Source organism: Arthrobacter sp. Z1-9, from assembly GCF_054792695.1.
The window spans coordinates 4206523-4230484 of record NZ_CP096456.1 but is presented as its reverse complement, the minus strand read 5'-3'; the positions used below and the strand labels follow the sequence as shown (position 1 = coordinate 4230484).

Here is a 23962-nt window from a genome sequence, read left to right as displayed (position 1 = left end):
ATGAGCAACCAGACCACGCAGCTTGTCCCCACCCCCGGCCAGACCGTGGGCCCGTTCTACGGCTACGCGCTGCCCTTCGAGAAGGACAACGAACTCCTGGCCCCCGGCTCGCCCGGTTCCATCCGTCTCCAAGGCACCGTTTACGACGGCGCCGGCGAGACGGTTCCGGACGCGATCCTGGAAATCTGGCAGCCCGACGCCGAGGGCAACATCGTCCAGAAGACCGGATCCCTGGTCCGTGACGGCTACACCTTCACCGGCTGGGGCCGCGGCTCCGTGGGCTACAGCGGGGTGTTCACCTTCACTACCGTCAACCCCGGCCCCACCAAGCAGCTCCCCGGAAAACCAGCCGCGGCACCGTTCATCTCAGTGGCCATCTTCGCCCGCGGCCTGACCAACCGGCTCTTCACCCGTATCTACCTTCCGGAGAACGAGGAGGCGCTGGCCAACGACCCGCTGCTCAGCTCACTGGACCCCGAGCGCCGCAAGACGCTGATCGCCCGGCGCGATCCCGACGGCGGACTCACCTTTGACATCCGCCTTCAGGGTGAGGGCGAGACAGTCTTCCTGGACTTCCAGTGACGAAGGCGGCCAGTTCAGCGGGCGGGGCAGGTGTTTACGGCGCCGCCGCTTTCGGGACCGACGGCGACGTCGGCCTGCTGAGCCCCGTCTCGGCGTCGCCTTTGGTGGCTGCGCTGACCGGGGACCGGGCAGTGCTGGGGGCGATCCTCGCCGTCGAGTCTGGCTGGGCTGCCGTGCTGGAGAAGGCGGGCCTGGCGCCTGCCGGCTCTGCCGCCGTCGTGGCCTCTGCTGCGGAGGCGGGCCGCTTCGATCCCGCCGATATCGCCCGCCGCGCCCAAGGCGGCGGCAACCCCGTGATCCCGCTGCTGGCCGACCTCCGCAAGCACGTCGCAACCCTGGACAGTGCCAACGTCGGGGCGGGGAAGGCGGTCCACACCTCCCTGACCAGCCAGGACGTGCTGGACACGGCGCTGATGCTGGTGGCCCGGAACACCGTCGAGGCGCTGCTGGCTGACCTGAAAGGCACAACGACGGCGCTAGCCACCTTGGCGAAGCGCCACGCGGACACGCTGTGCGTGGGCAGGAGCCTGACCCAGCATTCGCTCCCGTTCACGTTCGGGCTTCGGGCGGCGCAATGGTTCCACGGCCTCGCTGCCGCGGGACGGCAGTTGGAAGGGCTGGCGCTCCCGGTCCAGTTCGGCGGTGCTGCCGGTACCTTGGCAGCCGGAACCGTCCTCACCTCAGGTTCACCGGCAACGCCCTTCAGCCTTGCCGACGCCCTGGCCGCCCAATTAGGCCTCGCCGCCGCGCCCGCACCCTGGCACACCAACCGGCTGGTTATTACGTCATTGGGCCATGCCCTGGCCGCCGTGCTGGATGCGTTCGGCAAGATCGCCGCGGATGTCCTGTTCCTGAGCCGCCCCGAGGTCGGGGAGCTGGCCGAACCGCGGGCCGCGGGCCGCGGCGTTTCCTCCGCCATGCCGCAGAAGCAGAACCCAGTGCTGTCCGTGCTGGTCCGCAGCGCCGCGCTCCAGGCCCCGGGCCTGGCAGCCCAGCTGCACCTGGCGGCCGCGAACTTCAACGACGAGCGCCCGGACGGCGCGTGGCATATCGAATGGCCGGCACTTCGGCAGCTGCTTGCCCTGGCACTTGGCGCCGCCGACCACGTCCGGGAGCTCGCCGAGGGGCTGCAGGTTTTCCCGGACGCCATGCGCCGCAACCTGGACCTCGCCGGTCCGCTGCTCCTGACCGAAGGCGTGGCCGCCGCTGTCGCGCCCCTGCTGGAGGACAAGGACGGCCGCAACGGCAAGCAGCAACTGCAGGCCGTGGTGGACCAGACCCTCCAGGCACCGCCGGCGGAGCAGGCTGCCACCTACCGCAAGCTGCTCCGCGAAGCCGTCCCGGCGTCGGCCCTTCCGGACGTCCGGCTGGAGGAACTCCTCAACCCGGCCGGCTACCTCGGCGAGGCCACCGGGATCGCGCGGCGGATTCTTGCCGCGTACCCGGACTTTGCCAATTCACCTGCCCGCACTGATGCGAATGGAGCTTCCCGTGGCTAAACCAGTCCTGAAGGCAGCGCTGCTGTCACCCCAGCGACCCCTGGGCGGGCACCCCCTGCTGGTGGTGGGCCCGTCCCTGGGCACCTCCTCCATCCTGTGGAACAGGGCTGCGTCCCTGCTGGGCACCGACTTTGACGTCGTGGCCTGGGACCTGCCCGGTCACGGGGTCTCACCTGCTGCAACGGAAGCGTTCGACGTCGCGGCGCTGGCGGACGCGGTGGTGGACCTGATTGAGTCCATCGCCCCCGGCGAGTCCTTTCACTACGCCGGCGTCTCCCTCGGCGGAGCCACCGGCCTGCAGCTGGGCATCAAACACGGCGAACGGCTCAAGAGCCTCTCCGTCCAGAACAGCGGAGCCAAGATCGGCACCCCTGAGGGCTGGCTGGAGCGGGCCGAAACGGTCCGCGCCCAAGGCACCCCGGTGATGATCCAGGGCTCGGCCCAGCGCTGGTTCGCCCCCGGTTTTATGGACCGCGAGCCCGAACTGAGCAGCAGGTTACTGCACGCCCTGCGCGACGCCGACCGCTTCAGCTACGCCTTCTGCTGCGAGGCCCTGGCCGCCTTTGACGTGCGCGGCGAACTGGGCACCATCCGCGTCCCCACGCAGGTCATTGCCGGGGCCCTGGACGGCGTTGCCACGCCGTCGATGGCCGAGGAAGTGGCAGCGGGGATCACCGCGGGCGGCGGAACCGCCACCGCCGTCACGCTCGAGGGCGTAGCCCACCTTGCCCCTGCCGAGGCGCCCGCCCACCTCGCGGAGCTGATGCGCGGTCTCCTTGCCTGGGCCGAGTCACGGGAGGTGGCCAAGTGAGCGGGACTGAGAGGCACGGCGTGGTCCAGCCCGAAGCCACCAGCCAGGAGATTTACGACGGCGGGATGAAGGTCCGGCGCGAAGTCCTGGGCGACGCGCACGTGAACCGGGCCAACGCCAACAAGGACGACTTCACGGAAGACTTCCAGGACATGATCACGCGGATCGCGTGGGGTGGCATCTGGACCCGGCCGGGCCTGACCCGGCAGATGCGCTCGGCCGTCACCATCACGGCGATGGTGGCGCACGGGCACTGGGAAGAGCTGGCCATGCACATCCGCGCGGCCCTTACCAACGGGCTGGGCAGGGACGAGATCAAGGAAATCCTGCTCCAGACCGCCATCTACTGCGGAGTCCCCTCCGCCAACACCGCTTTCAAAACCGCACAGCAGGTGTTCCATGAAATGGACAACACCGTCCCTGACAGCATCGCCCTTGACAGCATCGCCCTTGACAGCACTGCCCCCGACACGACCCCCACCACGAGCCACGTCCCACCCAACTAGCCCCGTCCCACCCAACTAGGTAGCGCGAAGTGTCGTTTTGAGCCCCCAGAACGACACTTAGCGCTACTTAGTTGGGATCACCAGACAGAATTCGAGGAAATGATGAACCAGGCTTTTGTGTACGACGCCGTGCGCACCCCGTTCGGCAAATTCGGCTCCGGCCTCGCCGCCGTCCGTCCGGATGACCTTGCCGCGCATGTGATCAGGGAGTCCGTGAAGCGCGCCCCCGCCCTTGACCCGGAGCGGATCGACGAGGTGGTGTTTGGCAACGCCAACGGCGCCGGCGAGGAGAACCGCAATATCGCCCGGATGGGCACCCTGCTGGCCGGCCTCCCGGTGTCCATCCCGGGGACCACGGTCAACCGCCTCTGCGGCTCGTCATTGGATGCGGCCATCATCGCCTCACGCCAGATCAACACCGGTGACGCCGAGCTGGTGCTGGTGGGTGGTGCCGAGTCGATGTCCCGTGCCCCGTGGGTGCTGCCCAAAACGGAAAAGCCCTACCCTGCCGGGGACATGACCCTGGCCTCCACCACCCTTGGGTGGCGGCTGGTGAACAAGGCGATGCCGAAGGAGTGGACCATCAGCCTGGGCGAGGCCACCGAACGTCTGCGTGAGAAGTATCGTGTCACGCGGGAGCAGCAGGACCAGTTCGCCGCAGATTCCCACAACCTCTCCGCCGCCGCGTGGGACGAGGGCTTTTACGACAACCTGGTCACGCCCGTGCCTGGCACGGACCTGGTCCGGGACGAGGGCATCCGCCCCGGTTCCACGCCGGAGAAGCTCGCTGCGTTGAAGACGGTGTTCCGTAATGAACCCGAAGGCGCCGAAGTGGGCGGCACGGTCACTGCCGGGAATGCTTCCCCGCTGTCGGACGGCGCCTCCGCGGCCTGGATCGGATCCGAGGATGCCGCCGGGCTGCTGGGCCTGGAGCCGCTGGCCCGGATCGCGGGCCGCGGCGCGCACGGGAACGATCCGCAGTACTTCGGGTTCGCCCCGGTGGAAGCGGCGAACAAGGCCCTCGCGAAGGCGGGCATCGGCTGGGACCAGGTGGGCGCCGTCGAACTTAACGAAGCCTTTGCTGCACAGTCTCTGGCGTGCATCAGCGCCTGGGGCATCGATCCCGCCATTGTGAACCGGCACGGCGGGGCCATCGCCATGGGCCACCCGCTCGGCGCTTCCGGAACCCGGATCCTCGGCACCCTCGCCCGGTCCCTTCAGGCCTCGGGGGAACGGTGGGGCGTCGCGGCGATCTGCATCGGCGTGGGGCAGGGCCTGGCCGTCGTGCTTGAAAACGTAACTGCTCGAAAGGCGTAGGGGAATGCTGAACTTTGTAGATTCGGTCCAGGAGGCCGTGGCCGGGATCAAGGACGGTTCCACCGTGATGATCGGCGGGTTCGGCAACGCCGGACAGCCGTTCGAACTGATCGACGCGCTGATGGACTGCGGCGCCACCGACCTGACCGTGGTGAACAACAACGCCGGCCAGGGCGACCAGGGCCTGGCCCTGCTGATCAAGGAAGGCCGGGTGCGGAAAATGATCTGTTCCTTCCCGCGGCAGTCCGACTCCTGGCACTTCGACGCCAAGTACAAGGCCGGCGAAATCGAGCTGGAACTCGTGCCGCAGGGCAACCTGGCCGAGCGGATCCGCGCCGCCGGGGCCGGGATCGGCGGGTTCTTCACGCCAACCGGGTACGGCACCATGCTCGCCGAGGGCAAGGAAACCAGGATCATCGACGGCCGCGGCCAGGTCTTCGAAACGCCCATCCACGCCGACGTCGCCCTGGTCAAGGCCCTCAAAGCCGACGGGAAGGGCAACCTCGTCTACCGTAAGACCGCCCGCAATTTCGGGCCCATCATGGCCGCTGCCGCGAAGCACACCATCGTCCAGGTGTCCGAGGTCGTCCCCACCGGCAGCCTGGACCCGGAAAACATCGTCACCCCCGGAATTTACGTCAACAGCATTGTCCGCGTAGCCGGCAGCAGTGCAGAGAAGGTGGCCTGAGATGAGCACCGCAACGTCCATCCAAACCTCGGAGACGGCGATGGGCCGGGATGACCTCGCCCGCCTGGTGGCCCGCGACATCGCCCCGGGCTCCTTCGTGAACCTCGGCATCGGCCAACCCACCCTGGTGTCCAACTACCTCACCGAAGAGCAGAACATCACGCTCCACACCGAGAACGGGATGCTTGGGATGGGCCCCGAGGCCAAGGGCGACGAGATCGACGGGGACCTGATCAACGCCGGGAAGATCCCCGTCACCGAGCTCCCCGGCGCCTCGTACTTTCACCATGCCGACTCCTTCGCCATCATGCGGGGCGGGCACCTGGACATCTGCGTGCTGGGCGCGTTCCAGGTCTCGGCCACCGGCGACCTCGCCAACTGGCACACCGGCGCTCCCGGGGCCATTCCCGCCGTCGGCGGCGCCATGGACCTGGCCACCGGGGCCAAGGACGTGTTCGTGATGATGACGCTGCTCACCCGCGAAGGTGCCTCCAAGATCGTTGAATCCTGCACCTACCCGCTCACCGGCGTCGGCTGCGTCACCCGCGTGTACACGGACAAGGCCGTCTTCCTGACCGGACCCGACGGCGTCTCCGTCCGCGAGACCTTCGGCTGCACCTTGGAGGAGCTGCAGGAGCTGGTGCCCGTCCCGTTGAAGGCCGCCCCGGCATCCTAAGGCGGGCCCTAGGATTGATAACCATGACCGACGCAGCAGTAGCGGGTGCCCCGCAGGCCAGTGACCAGTACGTCCAGTCGCTGGCCCGCGGGCTCGCCGTCATCCGCGCGTTCGATACCGACCATCCCGTGATGACCCTGACCGAGGTTGCGGCCCGGACCGACCTGACCCGGGCTACGGCACGAAGGTTCCTGCACACCCTGGTGGAACTGGGCTATGTGCGGACCGACGGCAAGACGTTCGCGCTCACGGCCAAGGTCCTTCAGTTGGGGTACGCCTACCTGTCCGGCCTGTCCTTGCCCCAGCTCGCGCAGCCGCACCTCGAGGAGCTCTCCCTGAAGCTGGGGGAGTCGACGTCCGCCGCGGTGCTGGACGGCACGGACATTGCCTACATCGCCCGGGTCACTACCCGTCGCATCATGAATGTCGGCATCACGGTGGGCACCCGGTTCCCGGCCTATGCCACCTCCATGGGCAGGGTGCTCCTCGCAGGGCTGCCGCCTGCAGACCTGAAGGCGTACCTGGCGGCCGCGGACATTAAGCCGCTGACTCCGCGCGGCCTCGGAACCGCCCAGGAGCTGCTGGCCGTCCTTGACACCGTCCGCGCCCAGGGCTGGTGCCTGCTGGACCAGGAACTGGAGCTGGGCCTGATGTCCGTAGCCGCACCTGTCTACGACGGACCCAAAGTTGTTGCCGCGGTGAACGTGTCACTCCAGGCGCAGTCCGTGGCGGCGCAGCCGGACCCGGAGGCCTACCTGGCGTCGGTGGCGCAGGAAATCGTGGCGACGGCGAAACTGGTCTCCGCGGATCTCAGCGCGCGGGGCTAGTAGTGGCCACCGAGGATGACGTCCGGGACGCTGCCATGGCGCTGCCCGGCGTAACTGAACGGCTGAGCTGGGGCCAGCCGGCGTGGTTCGCCAAAACCCTGATGGCCCGGATCTGGGAGCCCGGGGTCCTCACGGTCAAAACGCAGGAGCGCGAAGCCCTGGCCGGAACCGAACCGGAAACCTACTTCTGGACTCCCCACCACGAGCGCTCTCCCCAGCTGGTGCTGGTACGGCTGGACCGGATCGACGCCAAGCTGCTTGAGGAACTGCTGCAGGATTCCTACCGGCTCGCGGGAGGCAAACCTGGCATGCATTAGTTGTACCGGGCAATTGCGCGGAGCCGAAAACCTCAGCGGGTTTGCGCGAACAGCTGGCGGAGAGTGAAGAAGCAGCCCAGCGCACTGAGCAGGAGGGCGAGCAGGAAATCGCCGGCGTAGCCATTCACGAGCTCACGATTGGTCTCCAGGTTGTAGGCCAGGAGGTCCCAGGTCTGTGTATCAGCCAGCATGGTCAGGGGCGATCCGCCACCGAGGAATCTTGCCGCATCCAGCAGCATGCTTCCCAGAAAACTCAGCAGGAGGGTCACGATGGTGACCCCAGCAACTACCCAGACTCCGGCGCGGCTAACAGCTCCTCCGGTGCCAAAGGCGTAGAGGCGGGCCGCTCCGGCAGCAGCGATGAATGCCACAGCCGATGCAATCCAGCCCATCTCCCACAGAACCAGCCAAGCGATGACACCCAAGGGGATGACAGCCAGGGAAAACACCGCTCCACGGACTACATCTTCTCTACTGTGCCGAGCAGGGGCTGGGGAAACAGGGGAGGCTCCGGGCGGCGGCGTCCATGCTTCCGGTGCACGCTGTCCGTACCGGGGCGCCGGAAGAGTGCTTTCCCCCTCTCCGTTGGGCTTGGTTGATTCAAAATCGGCGCGCTCAGACAAGGGTCCCCCAATATGTTGATGTGGATTCAAAGAATCGTGCCCATTCTGGCATGTGCATCCTTCGCCACGGCAGCATAAAAGGAAATTTGTTTCCACCCCGGCTCGCTTTGCTCGTTCCTGCCGGGGGCGGAAAGCGCCTAAGGTAACTGTTTGCCCTCCAAGCCGGCCGCCCTACTCCCGCGGCAGCGGTACGGGCCATAGACTCTAGCCAACTACGTGCAGCAACGCCGCTCCGCGAAGCCCTCTGATCCAGACGGACACGGCCCGGCAGGGCGGCGCTGCCGCACCCGTGCAGCGAGGGGAGTCGGCGGGTGAAACTGGGCATACCGCGGGAACGACGTGAGGGTGAACGGCGGGTGGCCGCCACACCGGAGACGGTGCAGCAACTGGCGGCGCTGGGCGTGGAAATACTTGTTGAGGCGGACGCGGGTGCAGCCGCCGGCCACCCGGACGCGGACTACCGCCAGGCCGGAGCCCACATCGTTCCGCAGCTCGATGAAGCCCAGCTGGATGTCCTCACCCACGTCCGGCCACTTGATCCGCACACGGCGGGGTCCCTGAAAAGGGGAGCCGTGACGGTGGGACTGGCGTCGCCGTCGTCGGAATTGCCCACCGTCCAGGCGCTCGCGGACGCGGGCGTCACCTCCTTCGCCCTTGAGCTCGTGCCCCGCATCTCCCGGGCCCAGTCCATGGACGCCCTCAGCTCCCAGGCGCTGGTGGCGGGCTACCGCTGCGTCCTGGAGGCCGCCATCCGGCTGCCCCGGTTTTTCCCGCTGTACATGACCGCCGCCGGCACCGTCCCGCCCGCCCGTGTCCTGGTGCTGGGGGCGGGCGTGGCAGGGCTGCAGGCCATCGGCACCGCAAAACGACTGGGCGCCCGGGTCTTCGCCAACGACATCCGGCCCGCCTCCGCAGACGAGGTGGCATCCATGGGCGGCACGTTCATCCGGCTGGACCTTGAAACCGCGGAGGCGGCCGGCGGCTACGCCCGCCAGCTCAGTTCCGACGCCGGCACCCGGCAGCGGCAGCTGCTGGCCCCGCACGTGGCCCAGGCGGATGTCCTGATCACGACGGCGGCCGTCCCCGGCAGGCGGGCCCCCCTCCTGGTCACCACGGAGATGGTGCAGGGCATGCGGGCCGGGTCCGTCGTCGTCGACCTCGCTGCCGAGTCCGGCGGCAATGTGGAAGCGGTGGTGCCGGGGCAGGACATGCCCGTTCCCACGGCCGACGGCTCCGGCTACGTCACCCTAGTGGGCCTGCAGGACGCACCCTCAGCGATGGCATCCGACGCCTCCCGTTTGTACGCCAAAAACGTCGCCAACCTGCTGGCCCTCATGATCCGGGACGGTGCCCTGGCGCCCGATTTCGACGACGAGGTGCTGGCAGGGGCCTGCCTGACGCACGACGGCAAGGTGCGGCACCAACCCACCGCGGAGCTGCTTGCAGCCAGAGCCGGCAGCCGGCGGGAAGGGGTTCTCTGATGGACGGGATGAGCCTGCTGACCATCACGGTCCTGGCAGTGTTTGTGGGTTTCGAGGTGGTGTCCAAGGTCTCCAGCACCCTGCACACGCCCCTGATGTCCGGAGCCAACGCCATCCACGGCATCATCCTGGTCGGTGCCATCATCGTTGCCGGCCAGGCAGCGGACCCGTGGGTGCTCGCGGTGGCCCTGCTCGCCGTCGTCCTGGCCACGGCGAACCTCGTGGGAGGTTTTGTGGTGACCGACCGGATGCTGCACATGTTCCACGCGCGCAAAGAGGTCAGTACCAAAGGCGCCGCCGGGAAGGTGGACCGCACATGAGCGTCCTCGACCCCGTGTGGACCTCGCTCCTGTACCTTGCGGCCGCCGTCTTCTTCATCCTGGCGCTGCGCGGCCTCAGCTCGCCCCGCACCGCGCGCCGGGGAAACCTCATCGGCGCGCTCGGTGCCCTGATCGCCGTCGTCACCGTCTTCCTGTCCTCGCGGCTCGAGAACATCCCCTGGATTCTGGCAGCAATAGCCGTCGGATCAGCGGTGGCTGCCCCTGTGGCCCGGCGGGTCAAAATGACGCAGATGCCCCAACTCGTGGCACTCTTCAACGGCGTGGGCGGCGGTGCTGCGGCGCTGGTGGCGCTCCTGGAACTGAGCCATACGGATGACCCCTGGGTCCGCCTCGCCATTGTGTTCACCTTGCTGGTGGGTGCCGTTTCCTTTGCGGGCTCCGGGGTCACCTTCGCAAAACTGCAGGAACTGATGACCACGCGGCCGGTGGTGTTCAAGGGGCTTCCGGCGGTGATGGGCCTGGTGCTGCTCGCATCGGTGGCGGCCGGCGCGGCCGTCATCCTCACCGGTTCCGCCGCGCTCGCGGTGCTGCTCCTGGTCCTGGGGCTGGCCGCCGGGGTGCTCCTGGTGTTGCCCGTGGGCGGCGCGGACGTCCCCATCGTCATCTCGCTGCTGAACGCCTTCACCGGCCTTGCCGTGGCGGCGTCGGGCGTGGTGCTGGGCAACGTGCTGCTGGTGGTGGCCGGCACGCTGGTGGGCGCCTCGGGCACCATCCTGACCCGCGCCATGGCTGCGGCCATGGGCCGCAGCGTTGCCGGTATCCTGTTCGGCGCCTTCCGGGGAGGTTCGACGGCGGGATCCACGGCCGTGAGTGAGCGTCCGGTACGCTCTTCCAGCGCTGAGGATGTGGCGGTTCTCCTGGGCTACGCGCAGCGGGTCATCATCGTTCCCGGCTATGGGCTGGCCGTGGCGCAGGGCCAGCACACGGCGGCCGAGCTGGCGCAGGCGCTGGAGGCCCGCGGCATCGAGGTGGATTTCGCCATCCATCCCGTGGCCGGCCGGATGCCCGGCCACATGAACGTGCTCCTGGCCGAAGCCAACGTGCCCTACGAATCGCTCAAGGAAATGGGCGAGATCAACCCGCAGTTCAAGACCGCGGACGTGGCACTGGTGGTGGGTGCCAACGACGTGGTCAACCCGGCGGCCAAGACATCCTCGGGATCGCCCATTTACGGTATGCCGATCCTCGAAGTGGCCGACGCCCGGCAGGTGGTGTTCCTGAAACGGTCCATGCGGCCGGGCTTCGCCGGGATCGAGAACGACCTGCTGTACGAACCCCAGACGTCCCTGCTGTTCGGCGACGCCAAGGACTCCCTCGCCCAGGTTCTTGGAGCAGTAAAAACGCTGTAGCCGCCAAGCTGCTGACCTGCCCTCGGCAGTCAGGCTAGTCTTCTTTCAGAAGTAGCCTTTCCATTCGCCACCGAAGGACGCCATGACTGCCAACTCCACTGCCCCTCAACGCGCAGCCATCATCATCAATCCGGCCAAGACGGTGGACATCGATGTGCGCGAACTGGCAGCCAAGCACAGCGCCGAAAACGGCTGGGGCGAAACGCTCTGGTTCGAAACCACCAAGGAGGACCCCGGCGTCGGCCAGGCGAAGGAAGCCCTCGCGCAGGGGGCCGACATCGTCATCGCCGGCGGCGGCGACGGGACGGTCCGCTGCGTGGCCGAAGTACTCTCCGGGGGCGATATACCCATGGGCTTGCTTCCCTTGGGCACCGGCAACCTGCTGGCCCGCAACCTCGGCATGGATATCACGGATTACGACGGCGCCATGGCCGGCGCGTTCGCTGGCACCGAGCGGAAGATCGACGTCGTCCGTGCCCGCCGCAGCGACCCCGAGAAGGAGCAGCTCTTCCTGGTGATGGCCGGTGTGGGGTACGACGCAACCATCATGGCCGACACCGATGAGGAGCTGAAGCACAAGGTGGGCTGGCTGGCCTACGTGGATGCCGGCATCCGCAACCTGCCGGGAAAGCCGATCAAGGCGACCATCGTGATCGACGGCCAGCAGGCCGTGCGCCGCGGGGTCCGCAGCGTCATGGTGGGCAACTGCGGCAAGGTCCAGGGCGGCCTGGAGATCTTTCCTGAAGCCAAGATGGATGACGGGCTGCTCGACGTGGCGGTTCTCGCTCCCCACCACGGCCGGCTTGGCTGGCTCTCGGTGATCGCCGGAATGATCGGCAAAGGCCGGGGCAAGGACACGGCCGTGGAGTACTTCCAGGGCAAGACCGTGGAAATTACCTTGGAACACAATGACGACTACCAGCTGGACGGTGACCACGAAGGCCAGGGCAAGCACGTCCTGATGTCTCTGGACCCGGGCGCCCTCACCATCCGGATGTAACTAGTTGGGCGTGCCGGCCGCCCGCCGGTGCGACAGGATTTCGGCGAGCTCTGCGAGCCGGTGGGCGCGGGCCGATTCCGCCGGCGTGAACGGTTCCCCGGGCCTGGCAAAGATGATGGGGCCGTGCCATGCCGTGGGAATCTTGAGCCGGGTGCCGGCGTCGTCCTTTTCCAAAGCGGCCGCCGCAGGGGTGAGGATCCGCGCCCGGAGCAGCTCCGCCACTGCCAGCGGCAGCTCGTCCGGTGCGTCCACGATCCGGGCCGCAAGGCTGAGGGCCCTGGTCTGCCCGTCCGCCATGGCCAACGCGGTGGTGGGCCAGACATGCGAACGGGTGCCGCCGCCATCGTGCAGCGCGTCCAGGATCCCGCGCTCGCCAAGGTGCCCGGGGGCTGAAAGGACAAACTCGTCCAGCACCCCGTCCGCTACCGGATGCACATGGATGCTGAGGATGTTGGTTCCGCTGCGTGCCAGTGCCTGGGTGACCTTCTGCAGGGAACCGGGCTCGTCGCGCAGGACGGTCCGCGCCCGCCACAGCGCAGGTGCTGCCCCCAGCTTCCTTCGGTGGCGCAGCGCCGGCGCGTGGAGCCAGCCGCGCAGCATCCGGGCCGCCGAGGGCTCGGCCACCCAGATCACCAGGACAGTGGCGGTAAGGGTGAGCACCAGGACCTTGGCCACATAGGGCAGGTGGGTCTCGACCACCAGGGCGTGAACCAGGAGCTCGATGGGCAGCATCACGGCCACGTTGGCCAGGGTGAGGCGCGCCTTGGGGGGTTCGGGCATCAGGCCGCAGACCTCGCAGCTCAAGTCGGCCGCGGGCGTATTCCGTGCAGGAGGCTTCATTCCTCAAGCATCAAGTGGTGCTGTTTCAACCGTGTTGCCCTGCGGTTCCATTCATGGGAACGTCGTGGCCGGCAGCGGAGGGCTGCAACGTAGGATTTAGCAGGAACGTCAGCGCGGCCGCCCGTCAGAACTCACCCGCAGGAAGGCGCTCCTTTTCGTGAAGCTGCTCGCTGAGATGTTCAGCATTGGTCCCGGCAACAAGGACCACCACCCCGCGCTGAGATGCGCCGTGGGCGTCTTCGTTCCGCTCCTCACGCTGGTGCTGCTGGGCCGGCTGGACCTGGCAATCTTCGCCTCCTTCGGCGCCTTCACCGGGATCTACGGCCGCGGCGAACCCCACGGAACCCGGTTCGCACTGCAACTGCGGGCCGGGCTGCTGATGCTCGCAGTCATTCTCCTGGCCACCCTGGCGGCAAGGGCGGCGGCGGCCCTTGAACTGGACGGCACCGGCACAGCCTGGCTCCTGGTTCCTGCCACCACTCTGGTGGCAGGCGCCTGCTCATTGATCATTTCCTGGTGGCGGATGCGTCCGGCCGGCTCACTGTTCCACATCTTCGCGTTCGCGGCGATCGCCTCCATCCCAAACCAGCCTCCGCTGTGGCAGGCCATGCTGGTGGCCGTCCTCACCACAGCGTTCTGCCTGCTGGTCGGCTTTTCCTCCAGGATCCTCCCCAGCCGCCGGACCCCCTGGATCCGGCCAAAGCCCGTCCGCCGCACGCCGAACGAGAGGCGGGCCGCCTGGCTGGAGGGCCTCGGCTACCTCATCGCCGCCGGCCTGGCCGGGACCCTGGCCACCTGGGCGGGACAGCTCCTGGGCTTCGGGCACAACTACTGGGCCATGGTGGCCGCCGTTGTGCCGCTGGTAGGGCACACCACCCGCCACCGCATCCGCCGCGGCGTCCAGCGAATCATCGGCACGGTCCTGGGCCTGGTGATCCTGGCCGGGATTGTGCTGCTGAACCTGGAACCCTGGCAGACGGTGCTAGTCATGGCACTGTGCCAGTTTGGCGCGGAAATGTTCATCATCCGCCAGTACCTGCTGGCCCAGCTCTTCGTCACACCCCTCGCCCTGATTTCCACCCTCCTGGTGGTTCCGTCCCCGCCCGCCATCCTGCTCCGGGACCGCATTATCGAAACGGTGATCGGGGCCGCCGTCGGCATCGCCGTGGTGCTGGCCCCGGAGGTCTGGCGCCGCGTTCGTGAACGGACGACGGCGGGGGTTTAGCGGGTGCGCCGGCCCGCGCAGGCGCCGCGGCGGTAGGCTGGAAACGTCCCGTTGAACGGAAGGGCGGTGCGTGGTGGCCAATTCCGCGTCAGGTGATTCAGTGGTGGACAGGATTGTCCGCCTGATCGCTGCCTTCCCCCAGGATGTCCACGCCCTTCAGCTCTCGGAACTTGCAGAACGGGCCGGCCTTCCGCTGACCACCACCCACCGGCTGGTCCGCCAGCTCGCCGGACACGGACTCCTGGAAGCCGGACCGGGCGGCACGGTCCGGCCCGGACTGCGGCTGTGGGAGCTGGTCAACCGAACCTCCCCCACCCTGGCGCTCCGGCAGGCAGCGATGCCCTTTATGGAGGACATCCAGCAGGTCCTCAACCAGAACGTCAACCTGGCGGTGCTCGACGGCTGGGAGGCGCTCTTCGTGGAGCGGCTGTCCCGGCGGGGTTCGGTGGCCAACCGGGCCCAGGTGGCAGGCAGGATGCTCATCCACGTTTCCTCGGCGGGGCTGGCGCTGATGGCCCACCAGGACAAGGCCCTCCAAAGCCAGTACCTGGACCAGTTTGCCGACCCGGACGGGAAGGTCAGCCGAGACGCCGTCCGGGGGTTGCTGGCCGAAACTGCCCATCAGGGATTCGCCCAACTGAAGGGCGTGGTGGACCAGGATACGTGGGGGATCGCTGTCCCCGTCCTGAACCCCCGCCAGCGCGCCGTGGCGTCGCTCGGCGTCGTGGTGCCCCTGCGCGAGATGCGCCTGCAGGCGCTGGTGCCGGCGCTGCAGACCGCCGCCCGCGGCATCGCCCGCCGCCTGCCCGATTCCTAACCTGCTGCCATTCAACGGAATCGGTGTGCCGCCAGTCACGCCGCGTAGCGCACACTGGGTGCCAGACCAGCAACCCGGCACCGCCCCGCGGAGCCCGCAATGAAGCGAGACAGCGCCATGGCAACACGAAAAATCATCACCACCCAGGTGGCCATTATGGGAGCCGGACCTGCCGGGCTGATGCTCTCCCACCTGCTGGCGAAATCCGGCATCGAGTCCACGGTGATTGAAGTCCGCAGCCACAAGGAGATCTCCGAGACTGTCCGGGCCGGAATCCTGGAGCACGGCACCGTCAACATGCTCGTGGACAGCGGCGTCTCGGACCGGGTGCTGCGGGACGGTGACCGGCACGACGGTATCGAATTGCGCTTCAACGGCGAGAGCCACCGCGTCGACTTTAAGGAATTGGTGGGGGAGTCCGTGTGGCTGTACCCGCAGACGGACGTGTTCCTGGACCTCGCCGCGCGCAGGAACGCCGACGGCGGCGACGTCCGCTACAGCGTCACGGACACGTCCGTGCACGACCTCGAGGGCAAGCCCAAGGTCCGGTTCACCGACGAAGAGGGGGTGGAGTACGAGATCCAGGCGGACTTCGTGGTGGGCGCGGACGGTTCGCGCAGCCATTGCCGGTTCCAGATCCACGAGGCGCACCGCAAGTGGTACTTCCACGAATACCCCTTCGCCTGGTTCGGCATCCTCGCAGAAGCCCCGCGCAGTTCCGACGAGCTGATCTACGCCAACTCCGCCAACGGTTTCGCCCTGATCAGCCAGCGTACCGAGACGGTCCAGCGGATGTACTTCCAGTGCGACCCCAAGGAAAACGTTGCCGAGTGGGACGACGACCGGATCTGGGCCGAGTTCCGGAGCAGGGTCAACGGCAACGGCTTCGAGCTGAAGGAAGGCCCGGTCATCGAGAAAATGGTCCTGCCCTTCCGGAGCTTTGTCCACACCCCCATGCGCCACGGCAACCTGTTCCTGGCCGGCGACGCCGCACACACGGTGCCGCCCACCGGCGCTAAGGGCCTGAATCTGGCGATCCATGACGTCAAAGTCCTCTTCGAAGGACTCGACAGCCATTACAACTCCGGCTCCGGCCGCCTGCTGGAGTCCTACAGCGACCGCGCCCTGGAGCGGGTGTGGAAGGCGCAGCAGTTCTCCTACTGGATGACCACCATGCTGCACACCCCGGCCGACGCCGATGACTTCTCCCGCGCACGGCAGCTCGGCGAGCTGCACTCCGTCGTTTCATCCCGGCACGGCATGGCCTACCTCGCCGAGGCGTACACGGGCTGGCCGGGCCAGGCCTGACAAAACTCCGGGGGGTACGACGGCGGGCCGGGCCGCCTGCTTGGGGGCAGGTCGCCGTCGTGGGCGGTGGGGAAAGGGCGCCTCAGGGTGCCAACAGCCGCCGGACTGCTGCGGCGATGGCGGCAGCGTCAGGCTGCTCGTCCCGCCTGACCGTGAGCAGGTGGAGCAGGACGCCGTCGCCGTAGTCCGCCACGTCCCGGGCCCGTGCGGGCGCATCAGTGATTCCCAGCACGGCGAGGGCCTGCTCGAGGCCGCCCACCAGCCGGAAGTGCCCGGCTGTTACTGACTCGGGCTGGTCCAGTGAGAGGGCAAGCCGGGCGCGGGTGAGGCCCGCATGCTGGCCAGCCAGGGCAAGTACCAGGCTGGCCAGTTGGGCTGCCAGCTCCTCGATGGTTTGCGGCGGGCCGGCCGGTCCCTGTTCCTGCAGGAGCGCGGCGTCCAGCTCCAGCAGGCGCTCCAGCACCGCGTCGACCAGGGCCGCGCGGTTCCGGTAGTAGTTGGAGGTGGTGCCTTGAGGCAGTTCCGCCGCCGCGTCCACGGCCCGGTGGGTGAGTCCCTTCATGCCTTTGTCCGCCACCACCTTCAAGGCGGCATCCATCAGTTCTGTACGGCGGTCAGGCATGGGCCCAGTGTATGGCCCCTTCCCAGCCACTACAAAAGTAGTAGAGTGGCCCTTATGGAGACGATAGCGATTGTTGGGGGCGGAATTGCCGGCCTGGCGCTGGCCTCCTGCCTGGACCCGGACCGCTTCGACGTGACCGTGTACGAGAAGCGGCCCGGGCTGCCCGCCGTCGGCAATGCGCTGGGGATGTGGCCGAACGCCCAACGTGCGCTCGCCCGGATCGGAGTGCTCGAGGAGGCGCGGGCCGTCAGTCCCGTGATCGGCAGCGGCTCGGTCCGTAACGCCGCCGGTGAGCCCTGGGTCACTGTCGACGGAGGAGAAATGTTTGCGATTTCCCGGGTTGACCTGCTGCGGCTGCTTGATGCAGCCGTACCCGGGACGGTGCACCGGGTGGCGGGCAATGTCCAGGCGCTGCCGGTCCACGACGGCCTGGTGGTAGGGGCGGACGGCGTGCATAGCGTGGTCCGCCGGGAGGTGTGGGGTGCCGGCAGCGCTGCCAAACTCACGCCATACCTTGCACTGCGCGGGACTCTCCCTTTCCCGGTCCCCCCGGACGTGGTGGGCGAGTACTGGGGCCGCGGGGACTTGTTCGGGATCGCCGCTGCACAACGTGGTTTGTTCTGGTACGCCAGCTACCGGTCCGGGCTGGGTCCCCATGGAATTGACGCAGGGCAAGCCCTGGAGCAGGCCCGGGAGCGCTATGCCGGGCATGCACCAGCCATACGCCAGGTACTCGCTGCCGCCACGCCTGAGGGCATTTTGGTGCAGCGGATCTGGACCGCGCCCCGTCTCACGTCCTTCGTCCGCGGCCGGTTTGTGCTCATCGGCGACGCCGCGCACGCCATGGCCCCGAGTCTCGGCCGTGGTGCGTGCGAGTCATTGGTGGACGCGGTAACCCTGGCTGACCTCCTCAATACACTGCCCAGGGATGCGGCACTTCGTGCGTACAACCGGCGGCGCCTGCTGCGGACGCGTGCCTTGAGCCTGGCCTCCTCGGCGCTCGTGCGTGTCGCCCTGGCGGACGGTGCCCAACCGCTGCGGGACGGTCTGTTAAGGCTGGCCCGACGCCGGAACCAGCGCGCCGCCGTCGGCAGCGGTTCGGGCGGCTGATCAGCGAGCGGCAGCTGCCGGTTGGGTGGTGTCCTCGGCGGGCACAGGGGCGCCGGCGAGAGTGGGCCCGGCAGCGGGTGCGGCAGGCGGGATGCCCGGCAGCCGCTTCTTTGTTGACCCGCGCCGGCGGGACCGGCCGTAAACGAGATACATGGTGACGCCCGTGATGACCATCAGGAGCACGGTGTAGACGAACGTATTGGCCACGCCTTCCACGCCCTCGGCCCCGTCCGTGTTGGCCTTGATGACCAAGCCGAGGGGCTGGACCAAGGGGTGGGCCAGGAAGATGGCTGTGTCGTAGTCGTCCAGCAGGCTGTTGAAGTTCAGGGCCGCGATGGCAGCCGCTGCAGGCAACACCAGCGGCAGGAGGATCCGCCGGAACACGTAAAGGGTTTTGGCGCCCATGATGGCTGCCGCTTCCTCGAGCGACGCATTCACCGAGGCGAAGGACGCCTTGAGCATGCGAAGCGTAAACGGGATCTTTACGGTGACAAAAGCGATCAGCAGAATCACGGTGGTTCCAGTAAGAACAGCCCCGCCCACCAGTGGATTCGGATGGTCGTAACTGATGATCAGGCCCAGGGCCAGAAGGGCCGACGGCAGGACCCAGGGGATGTGCAGCAGGTATTCGACGACAGCCGACACCCAGTTTCTGTACTTCTGCAGCAGCCGGGCCACGAAGAGCAGGCCGCCGACGGCGATCAGGGCGGCCAGCGCGCTGTACACCACACTGACGACGAACGGACGCAACCCGGACTGCTGGGTCAGGACCCGGACATAGTTGTCCAGTGTCAGGCTCCCCAGCGTGAGCTGTCCGGTTTGGATGGCGGCGCCGTCAGCGAATGAATACAGAACGATCAGCAGCACCGGCAGGGTGTACACAGCAAAAAGCAGGTACGCCACAGCATGGACCGCCACGTTGGCCGCCGGATTGGTGATGTCCTGCTTCTCCAGCGCTGATGAAACCTTTGACACCGAAAAATAGGTGCCGCCTTTTTCGAGGCGGGACATCACCGCGAGCATCAAAATGGTGGCCACGCCCAGGATGACTGCAAGCAGCGCCGCCAGGTCGCGTGAGGTGGGACTGTTCGTAAACGTCAGGATCATCGGCGTGATCGTTTGGAAATCCCGGCCGCCCAGGACCTGCGGGGCGCTCAGCGCACCGAGGCCGGTGAGGAAGGAGAGGATGGTTACGGCGAACAGCGTTGGCTTGAGCATGGGCAGCACAATCCGCCGCAGGATGGTCCAGGTTGAGGCGCCGAGGTTCCTGGCTGCCTCAATGGTCTGGTAGTCGATGCCCTTCAGCGCGTTGGCCACGAAGAGCATGTGGTTGGTGGTGGTGGCAAAAGTCATCACTACCAAGACGGCGAAGAAACCGGAAAACCATGCCGGATCCATGGCCGGGAAAACCTTTACGAGCAGGGACGTGACGATTCCTTTGTCCCCGTAAATGAACTTGTAGCCGGCGGCCAGCACGATGCCGCCGTAGATGAAGGTGGAGGCGTAGCCGAGGAAAAGGATTCTTGAGCCCCGGATACAGAAGTAGTGCGTCACCAGGACAATGAATATGCCCACCAGGTTCACCGTGATGGACAGGGCGACGGCGAGCAGGAAGCTGTTTCCCAGGGCTTTCATGGCGCGTTGCGAAGAAAAGAGTTTTTCCGCCGCACGTCCCGAAAAATTGCCGTCCGGGAAGAAGGTGGCGATCAGGACGTTGACGTTGGGCCACACCAGGAACGCAGCGATGAACCACGTGAGGACAACCCCGACAATCAGGACGAAGGGGGAGCGGGCCATGCTGCGGACCGGTGTCCCGCCCATCACAGGGATACCGCCTGGTCTTCCCGTTTGAGTACGGCACCGGTCCCCGGGTGATATTGCAGCACGTGGGCAGGCTGAAGGTAGATGGTGGTTTCCGTGCCCGGCTCAGGGTGGGCGCCTCCGTCCTCCTTCACCAGCAGGCGGATATCCGCGCCATGGCTCCTCACCACGTAGCGGCTGTGAAGGCCGTGGTACGTGCGGGACGTCACCGTGCCGGGAAGTCCGACGGCGGTACTCCCGTCCGCCGCCGGGTTCAGCGACGCCTTTTCCACCCGGAGATAGGACTTGGCATCCGTGCTGAGCCCCGCCCCTGACAGCCGGTTCAGTTCCGCCACGAACTCAGGCGTCAGGGCGGAGCTGTCCCCGATGAAGTTGCAGACGAACTCGGTGAACGACTGATCATAAATCTCCTGAGGTGTTCCCACCTGCTCCACTACGCCCTTGTTGAAGACAGCCACGCGATCGCTCATCGCCAAGGCCTCGTCCTGGTCATGCGTGACGTAGACAGTAGTGATCCCGAACTCGCTTTGCAGGTCCTTCAGCTGCTGCCGCAACTGATGCCGGAGCTTGGCGTCAAGGTTGGACAAAGGTTCGTCCAGCAGCAGGATCTTGGGCCGCAACACGAGTGCCCGTGCCACCGCCACCCGCTGCTGCTGGCCGCCGGACAGTTCAGCCACGTTCTTGGACAACTGCTCATCGCTGAGCTCCACCCGTCCGGCAATGTCCCGGACCAGGCGGTCACTGTCCGCTGGTTTCTCCTTCCGCACCCGCAACCCGAAGGCAATGTTCTCCCACACACTCATGCTGGGGAACAGGGCATAGTTCTGGAAGACCATGCCCACCTGCCTTTTGTCACTGGGAAGCCGGGTCACGTCCTTGCCGTCCACCTGGACTGTCCCCGCCGAGGGCTGGATAAAACCAGCCAGGGTCCGTAACGCCGTCGTTTTGCCGCAGCCTGAAGGCCCGAGCAAGGTGAAGAACTCGCCAGGCCGGACGTGCAGGTCCAGATGCGGAATGGCGGTGAAGTCACCAAAGGATACTGTGATGTTGTCCAAGCGGATCATGGCAAAACCTGTCTGGTGAAGCGGGTGGGAGGGCCGGAAACCGCGGGCTAGGTCATGTACTCGAGCTCGATTTTCTCCACCCACGCGCCCATGTTCTCCTGCACGAATTCCCAGTCGATATCCTGCTGCTTGAGGTCCGCGAAGAAGTCCACCACCTCGGGGTTGGCCTTCGCTTCAGCAGATTTGTTCACCGGCATGGAATTGAACTGCTGTGCGAACTCGCCCTGGACTTCGGCGCTGCCGAACCAGTCGATGAACTTTTGGGCCTGCTCCTTCTTCTTCGTGCCCTTCACAAGCGCCACCTGCTCCACGGCGAGCGGGACACCGACGGACGGGATCACCGTTTCAACGTTCACCTTGAACGACTTTTCACGCTCGGCGATGATCGAGGACGGCATCTGGCCCATGTCCACTTCGCCCGATGCAATGCGGGCAAAGAGGTCGGTCTTGGCGACGGCGGGACTCCCGTTCTGGAAGTACTGTTCCACCTGCTTCCAGCCTTCGTCGGAGATGCCCAGGTCGCCTGAGTCATCCCGGTATCGGCTCAGGATTCCCGCGAAAACGAGTTGCGCAGTGGCAGTGCCCAGGCCCGTGACCCGCTCATAGCGGGCCTTGAACTCGTCCTTCGTCCAAAGGTCCGTCCAGTCCTGCGGCGCGGCGTCCTTGGCAAACTTATCGGAGTTGTAGCCCAAGAGGATGGCCTGCTTGACCAGTGGCCAGTAGGTTTCGCCGTCGCCCAGTTCCTTGTCCACCTCGCCGGCCCAGGCGGGCTCATAGGGTTCAAGGGCATCCTCGGCTGTGAGCTGGGAGAAGTACATGTTGTTCAACCCGAACGCAACGTCAGCGATGGTGTTGTTCTTCTCTGCGATTAGCTTGTTGGTGGCGTCTGCGCCGCCTGCACCGACAAACCCGATGTTGAAGCCGGCCTCCGCTGCTTTTGTGGTCAGCCACTCCCCGCGGCCTTCACCGTTGGAGTTCGTATAGATAACCAGGGTTTCCCCTGAACGCCCTGCCGGGGCCGAGGAGGCATCACCTGAGGCGGCTGGTGTTGCTGTGCCCCCGCCGCATCCGGCGAGGAGGGTGACGGCGACGGCGGCGGCAACCAAAGTCTGCAATTTACGCACGATCAGGACTCATTTCTGGACTGGAATCGGAGCATGTCCGGCAAGCCTATAGCCGGGCATGGCGAAAGTCGGGCGTTATTGCTATCGATTTGATAAACAGCCCGACTGTCCAGCGTGGTCCAGCGAGGGAAACGTCCGGCGCCGGACGGGCAAACCTGGGGTTAACGATTGCCGCGGTGCCGCTGCCGTTTCGTCTTGCAGGACGGCAGTCCTCCTTATGCCTCGATCCGCCCGCCGGTCAGTCCTGCTGGAGGGTGCCTGTCAGGTGGTGCGTGGGGATCCGGTCCCTGTCGTAGGTGATTTCGGTGTAGCCGTGCGGCTCCGGCTTGCCGGACGCGTCCAGGTTCACGAAGACGATCTCTTCGATGGTGAGGATGCTCTGGCGCGTAATCATGTTGCGGACCTCGGCGCGCATGGTCAGGGACGTCCGGCCAAACCGGGTGGCCGTCAGCCCCATCTCAATCAGATCGCCCTGCACTGCGGAGCTGACGAAGTTGATTTCCGAGATGTACTTGGTGACGGCGCGCCCGTTGCCGAGCTGGAGGATGGCGTAGATGGCGGCTTCCTCATCGATCCACTTCAGCAGGCTGCCGCCGAAAAGGGTACCGTTGGCGTTGAGGTCCTCGGGACGGACCCACTTTCGGGTGCGGAAGGTGATGTCTGCTGATTCCATAGGCCGAGGTTAGCCCAGCCGCACGGGCGGCACCGAGTGTGACGAAACCGCGGTTCCCGGCAGCTCCTGCTACGCCATGGCAGTATGCGCAGCGCTGCGGGCATGGATGCTCTTGGCGTAGCAGTAGGAGTGCGCAACGCCAACGTAGGGGCCGAAATTGGGCACCGGCTCGAAGCCGGAGTTCTCGTAAAAGTTGCGCCCGTCGGGCTGGGCGGACCCGGCCTCCGCTTTGATGCGGGTGATCCCCTGCTTAAAGGCCTCGGCTTCCAGCGCCGCCAGAATGGAGCTCGCCACTCCCGATCCCCGGGTGTAGGGGAGAACGTACAAACGCTTTATTTCTGCTGTCCTGTCATCGAGGAGCCGCAGGCCGCCGCAACCCACGGGCTGACCGGATCCCTTGTCATAGGCCACCAGGAACACGCCGCAGTCAGCCCCCGACGGCGGGGTGCCGGGTTCATGGTCAGGGGTACCAAATCGGGCATCGAGTTCGGCTTGCTGGGCGCGGCGCAGGTCCGCACCAACCGGGTTGGACCACGTGACCTGCCGGATGTTCAGACGCGGATTGGTCTGCATGTCTGCCTCGATTCGCCGAAGGGATATGCAAATCAAGAATAGAAGCGTGCGGTTACGCTGGTGTTTCTGCCCGGTAAGCGCGCGGATAACGCCGACGGCGGCAACTCACTCGGTTGTCTAGATACCAGTTGATCTAGAATGTTTCCATGCGTTCCACCGGTAATGAAGCTTCGGGCTATTGGTACGGGCCTGACGGCCAGTTGGATTACGGCGCGGCCGTACTGAAGTCCCTGCGGGATTACCGTGCTGCTGAGACAACCGTCCGGCGCTCCACCCGTGACTCCATGGGCATGGGTGAGACCGACATCCTCGCCCTGCGCTACCTCCTTCGCGTCCAGGCCTCCGGCGAGGCGACGGCCCCAAAGGACCTGAGCAAATTCTTAGGGATCACCAGTGCCTCCACCACATCGCTGATTGACAGGCTTGTGCGGAGCGGGCACGTCCGGCGTGAAGCCCACCCTACGGACCGGCGCTCCGTGGTGGTTGTGCCCACAGTTGAGTCGGACAAGGAAGTCCGGGTGACCCTCGGAGCGATGCATCGGCGCATGATGGCGGTTGCCGAAGGGCTGAGCGCACATGAGGCGCAGGTTGTTATCGAGTTCCTGCAGCGCATGACTGACGCCCTGCAGGACGTTGGTGAGGGGCGCGGAGAAAAGTGACCCGGGCGTACTAGCTAGACGACCTAGTAATATGTATGCTTACGATCATTCCTGAACTTACTTCGGCTGGAGTCGTGAGTGCTTTGGTAACTGCTACTGAAATTGGCGC

General features: G+C 66.4%; 26 protein-coding genes. 18 read left to right on the top strand and 8 right to left on the bottom strand.

Annotation, left to right across the window (positions count from 1 at the left end):
- The 9 genes from pcaG (at position 1) to M1D93_RS19490 (ending at position 7223) form a co-directional block, all read left to right on the top strand.
- Positions 1–582, top strand: a complete 582-nt coding sequence (gene pcaG, locus M1D93_RS19530; RefSeq protein ID WP_461173088.1) for a protocatechuate 3,4-dioxygenase subunit alpha — start codon at positions 1–3, stop codon at positions 580–582.
- Positions 583–656: 74 nt separating this feature from the next.
- Complete coding sequence (locus M1D93_RS19525; RefSeq protein ID WP_461175073.1) at positions 657–2081, top strand: lyase family protein; 1425 nt, start codon at positions 657–659, stop codon at positions 2079–2081.
- Positions 2074–2892 carry an alpha/beta fold hydrolase gene (locus M1D93_RS19520; protein ID WP_461173087.1) on the top strand — a complete coding sequence of 273 codons (819 nt, stop codon included), beginning with the start codon at positions 2074–2076 and terminating at the stop codon, positions 2890–2892. Before M1D93_RS19525 ends, M1D93_RS19520 begins: the two co-directional genes overlap by 8 nt.
- Positions 2889–3398, top strand: coding sequence for a 4-carboxymuconolactone decarboxylase (gene pcaC, locus M1D93_RS19515; RefSeq protein WP_461173086.1), 510 nt, complete (start codon positions 2889–2891; stop codon positions 3396–3398). The genes M1D93_RS19520 and pcaC overlap by 4 nt, the downstream gene beginning before the upstream one ends.
- 102 nt (positions 3399–3500) lie before the next feature.
- Positions 3501–4715 carry a thiolase family protein gene (locus M1D93_RS19510; protein WP_461175072.1) on the top strand — a complete coding sequence of 405 codons (1215 nt, stop codon included), beginning with the start codon at positions 3501–3503 and terminating at the stop codon, positions 4713–4715.
- Positions 4716–4719: 4 nt separating this feature from the next.
- Positions 4720–5403 (top strand): 3-oxoacid CoA-transferase subunit A, encoded by a 684-nt coding sequence (locus tag M1D93_RS19505; protein ID WP_461173085.1) that lies wholly within the window; start codon positions 4720–4722, stop codon positions 5401–5403.
- A 1-nt stretch (position 5404) separates the two neighbouring features.
- A complete protein-coding gene (locus M1D93_RS19500; protein ID WP_461173084.1) occupies positions 5405–6079 on the top strand; it encodes a 3-oxoacid CoA-transferase subunit B in 675 nt (224 codons plus the stop codon).
- A 23-nt stretch (positions 6080–6102) separates the two neighbouring features.
- The gene (locus tag M1D93_RS19495; protein WP_461173083.1) at positions 6103–6906 is read left to right on the top strand and encodes an IclR family transcriptional regulator domain-containing protein; all 804 of its coding nucleotides are present in this window, start codon (positions 6103–6105) and stop codon (positions 6904–6906) included.
- A 2-nt stretch (positions 6907–6908) separates the two neighbouring features.
- Positions 6909–7223 carry an MmcQ/YjbR family DNA-binding protein gene (locus M1D93_RS19490; RefSeq protein WP_461173082.1) on the top strand — a complete coding sequence of 105 codons (315 nt, stop codon included), beginning with the start codon at positions 6909–6911 and terminating at the stop codon, positions 7221–7223.
- A 32-nt stretch (positions 7224–7255) separates the two neighbouring features.
- Here M1D93_RS19490 and M1D93_RS19485 read toward each other — a convergent pair whose 3' ends face one another.
- The gene (locus tag M1D93_RS19485) at positions 7256–7672 is read right to left on the bottom strand and encodes a hypothetical protein (RefSeq protein WP_461173081.1); all 417 of its coding nucleotides are present in this window, start codon (positions 7670–7672) and stop codon (positions 7256–7258) included.
- A gap of 485 nt (positions 7673–8157) precedes the next feature.
- On the opposite strand from M1D93_RS19485, the gene M1D93_RS19480 reads away from it, so the two are divergent.
- The 4 genes from M1D93_RS19480 (at position 8158) to M1D93_RS19465 (ending at position 12017) form a co-directional block, all read left to right on the top strand.
- Complete coding sequence (locus M1D93_RS19480; RefSeq protein WP_461173080.1) at positions 8158–9327, top strand: Re/Si-specific NAD(P)(+) transhydrogenase subunit alpha; 1170 nt, start codon at positions 8158–8160, stop codon at positions 9325–9327.
- Entirely contained in the window at positions 9327–9647 is a 321-nt protein-coding gene (locus tag M1D93_RS19475) for an NAD(P) transhydrogenase subunit alpha part 2 (RefSeq protein WP_461173079.1), read from the top strand. The genes M1D93_RS19480 and M1D93_RS19475 overlap by 1 nt, the downstream gene beginning before the upstream one ends.
- On the top strand, positions 9644–11017 hold the full coding sequence (locus M1D93_RS19470; protein WP_461173078.1) for an NAD(P)(+) transhydrogenase (Re/Si-specific) subunit beta: 1374 nt from the start codon (positions 9644–9646) through the stop codon (positions 11015–11017). The genes M1D93_RS19475 and M1D93_RS19470 overlap by 4 nt, the downstream gene beginning before the upstream one ends.
- Before the next feature lie 82 nt (positions 11018–11099).
- A complete protein-coding gene (locus M1D93_RS19465) occupies positions 11100–12017 on the top strand; it encodes a diacylglycerol/lipid kinase family protein (protein WP_461173077.1) in 918 nt (305 codons plus the stop codon).
- Here the strand turns inward: M1D93_RS19465 and M1D93_RS19460 are convergent, their stop codons facing one another.
- Entirely contained in the window at positions 12018–12857 is an 840-nt protein-coding gene (locus tag M1D93_RS19460; RefSeq protein ID WP_461173076.1) for an ACT domain-containing protein, read from the bottom strand.
- A 157-nt stretch (positions 12858–13014) separates the two neighbouring features.
- Between M1D93_RS19460 and M1D93_RS19455 the strand changes: the two genes are divergently transcribed.
- The 3 genes from M1D93_RS19455 (at position 13015) to M1D93_RS19445 (ending at position 16207) form a co-directional block, all read left to right on the top strand.
- Positions 13015–14082 carry an FUSC family protein gene (locus tag M1D93_RS19455; RefSeq protein ID WP_461173075.1) on the top strand — a complete coding sequence of 356 codons (1068 nt, stop codon included), beginning with the start codon at positions 13015–13017 and terminating at the stop codon, positions 14080–14082.
- A gap of 73 nt (positions 14083–14155) precedes the next feature.
- The gene (locus M1D93_RS19450) at positions 14156–14899 is read left to right on the top strand and encodes an IclR family transcriptional regulator (protein ID WP_461175071.1); all 744 of its coding nucleotides are present in this window, start codon (positions 14156–14158) and stop codon (positions 14897–14899) included.
- Between the two features lie 117 nt (positions 14900–15016).
- The gene (locus M1D93_RS19445; RefSeq protein ID WP_461173074.1) at positions 15017–16207 is read left to right on the top strand and encodes a 4-hydroxybenzoate 3-monooxygenase; all 1191 of its coding nucleotides are present in this window, start codon (positions 15017–15019) and stop codon (positions 16205–16207) included.
- Positions 16208–16289: 82 nt separating this feature from the next.
- Here M1D93_RS19445 and M1D93_RS19440 read toward each other — a convergent pair whose 3' ends face one another.
- Positions 16290–16829, bottom strand: a complete 540-nt coding sequence (locus M1D93_RS19440) for a TetR/AcrR family transcriptional regulator (RefSeq protein ID WP_461173073.1) — start codon at positions 16827–16829, stop codon at positions 16290–16292.
- A 54-nt stretch (positions 16830–16883) separates the two neighbouring features.
- Here M1D93_RS19440 and M1D93_RS19435 point away from each other — a divergent pair, with 54 nt between their 5' ends.
- Positions 16884–17939: an FAD-dependent monooxygenase gene (locus tag M1D93_RS19435; protein ID WP_461173072.1), complete on the top strand. Its 1056-nt coding sequence runs from the start codon at positions 16884–16886 to the stop codon at positions 17937–17939.
- On the opposite strand, the gene M1D93_RS19430 is transcribed toward M1D93_RS19435, so the two are convergent.
- The 5 genes from M1D93_RS19430 to M1D93_RS19410 all read right to left on the bottom strand — a co-directional run bounded on the left by M1D93_RS19430 (position 17940) and on the right by M1D93_RS19410 (position 23194).
- The gene (locus tag M1D93_RS19430; protein WP_461173071.1) at positions 17940–19760 is read right to left on the bottom strand and encodes an ABC transporter permease; all 1821 of its coding nucleotides are present in this window, start codon (positions 19758–19760) and stop codon (positions 17940–17942) included.
- Entirely contained in the window at positions 19760–20824 is a 1065-nt protein-coding gene (locus M1D93_RS19425; protein WP_461173070.1) for an ABC transporter ATP-binding protein, read from the bottom strand. The genes M1D93_RS19430 and M1D93_RS19425 overlap by 1 nt, the downstream gene beginning before the upstream one ends.
- A 47-nt stretch (positions 20825–20871) precedes the next feature.
- A complete protein-coding gene (locus tag M1D93_RS19420; RefSeq protein WP_461173069.1) occupies positions 20872–21948 on the bottom strand; it encodes an extracellular solute-binding protein in 1077 nt (358 codons plus the stop codon).
- Positions 21949–22186: 238 nt separating this feature from the next.
- Positions 22187–22621: an acyl-CoA thioesterase gene (locus M1D93_RS19415; protein WP_461173068.1), complete on the bottom strand. Its 435-nt coding sequence runs from the start codon at positions 22619–22621 to the stop codon at positions 22187–22189.
- Positions 22622–22690: 69 nt separating this feature from the next.
- On the bottom strand, positions 22691–23194 hold the full coding sequence (locus M1D93_RS19410) for a GNAT family N-acetyltransferase (RefSeq protein WP_461173067.1): 504 nt from the start codon (positions 23192–23194) through the stop codon (positions 22691–22693).
- A gap of 146 nt (positions 23195–23340) precedes the next feature.
- Between M1D93_RS19410 and M1D93_RS19405 the strand changes: the two genes are divergently transcribed.
- Complete coding sequence (locus M1D93_RS19405) at positions 23341–23853, top strand: MarR family winged helix-turn-helix transcriptional regulator (protein WP_461173066.1); 513 nt, start codon at positions 23341–23343, stop codon at positions 23851–23853.
- Positions 23854–23962: the final 109 nt, after the last annotated feature.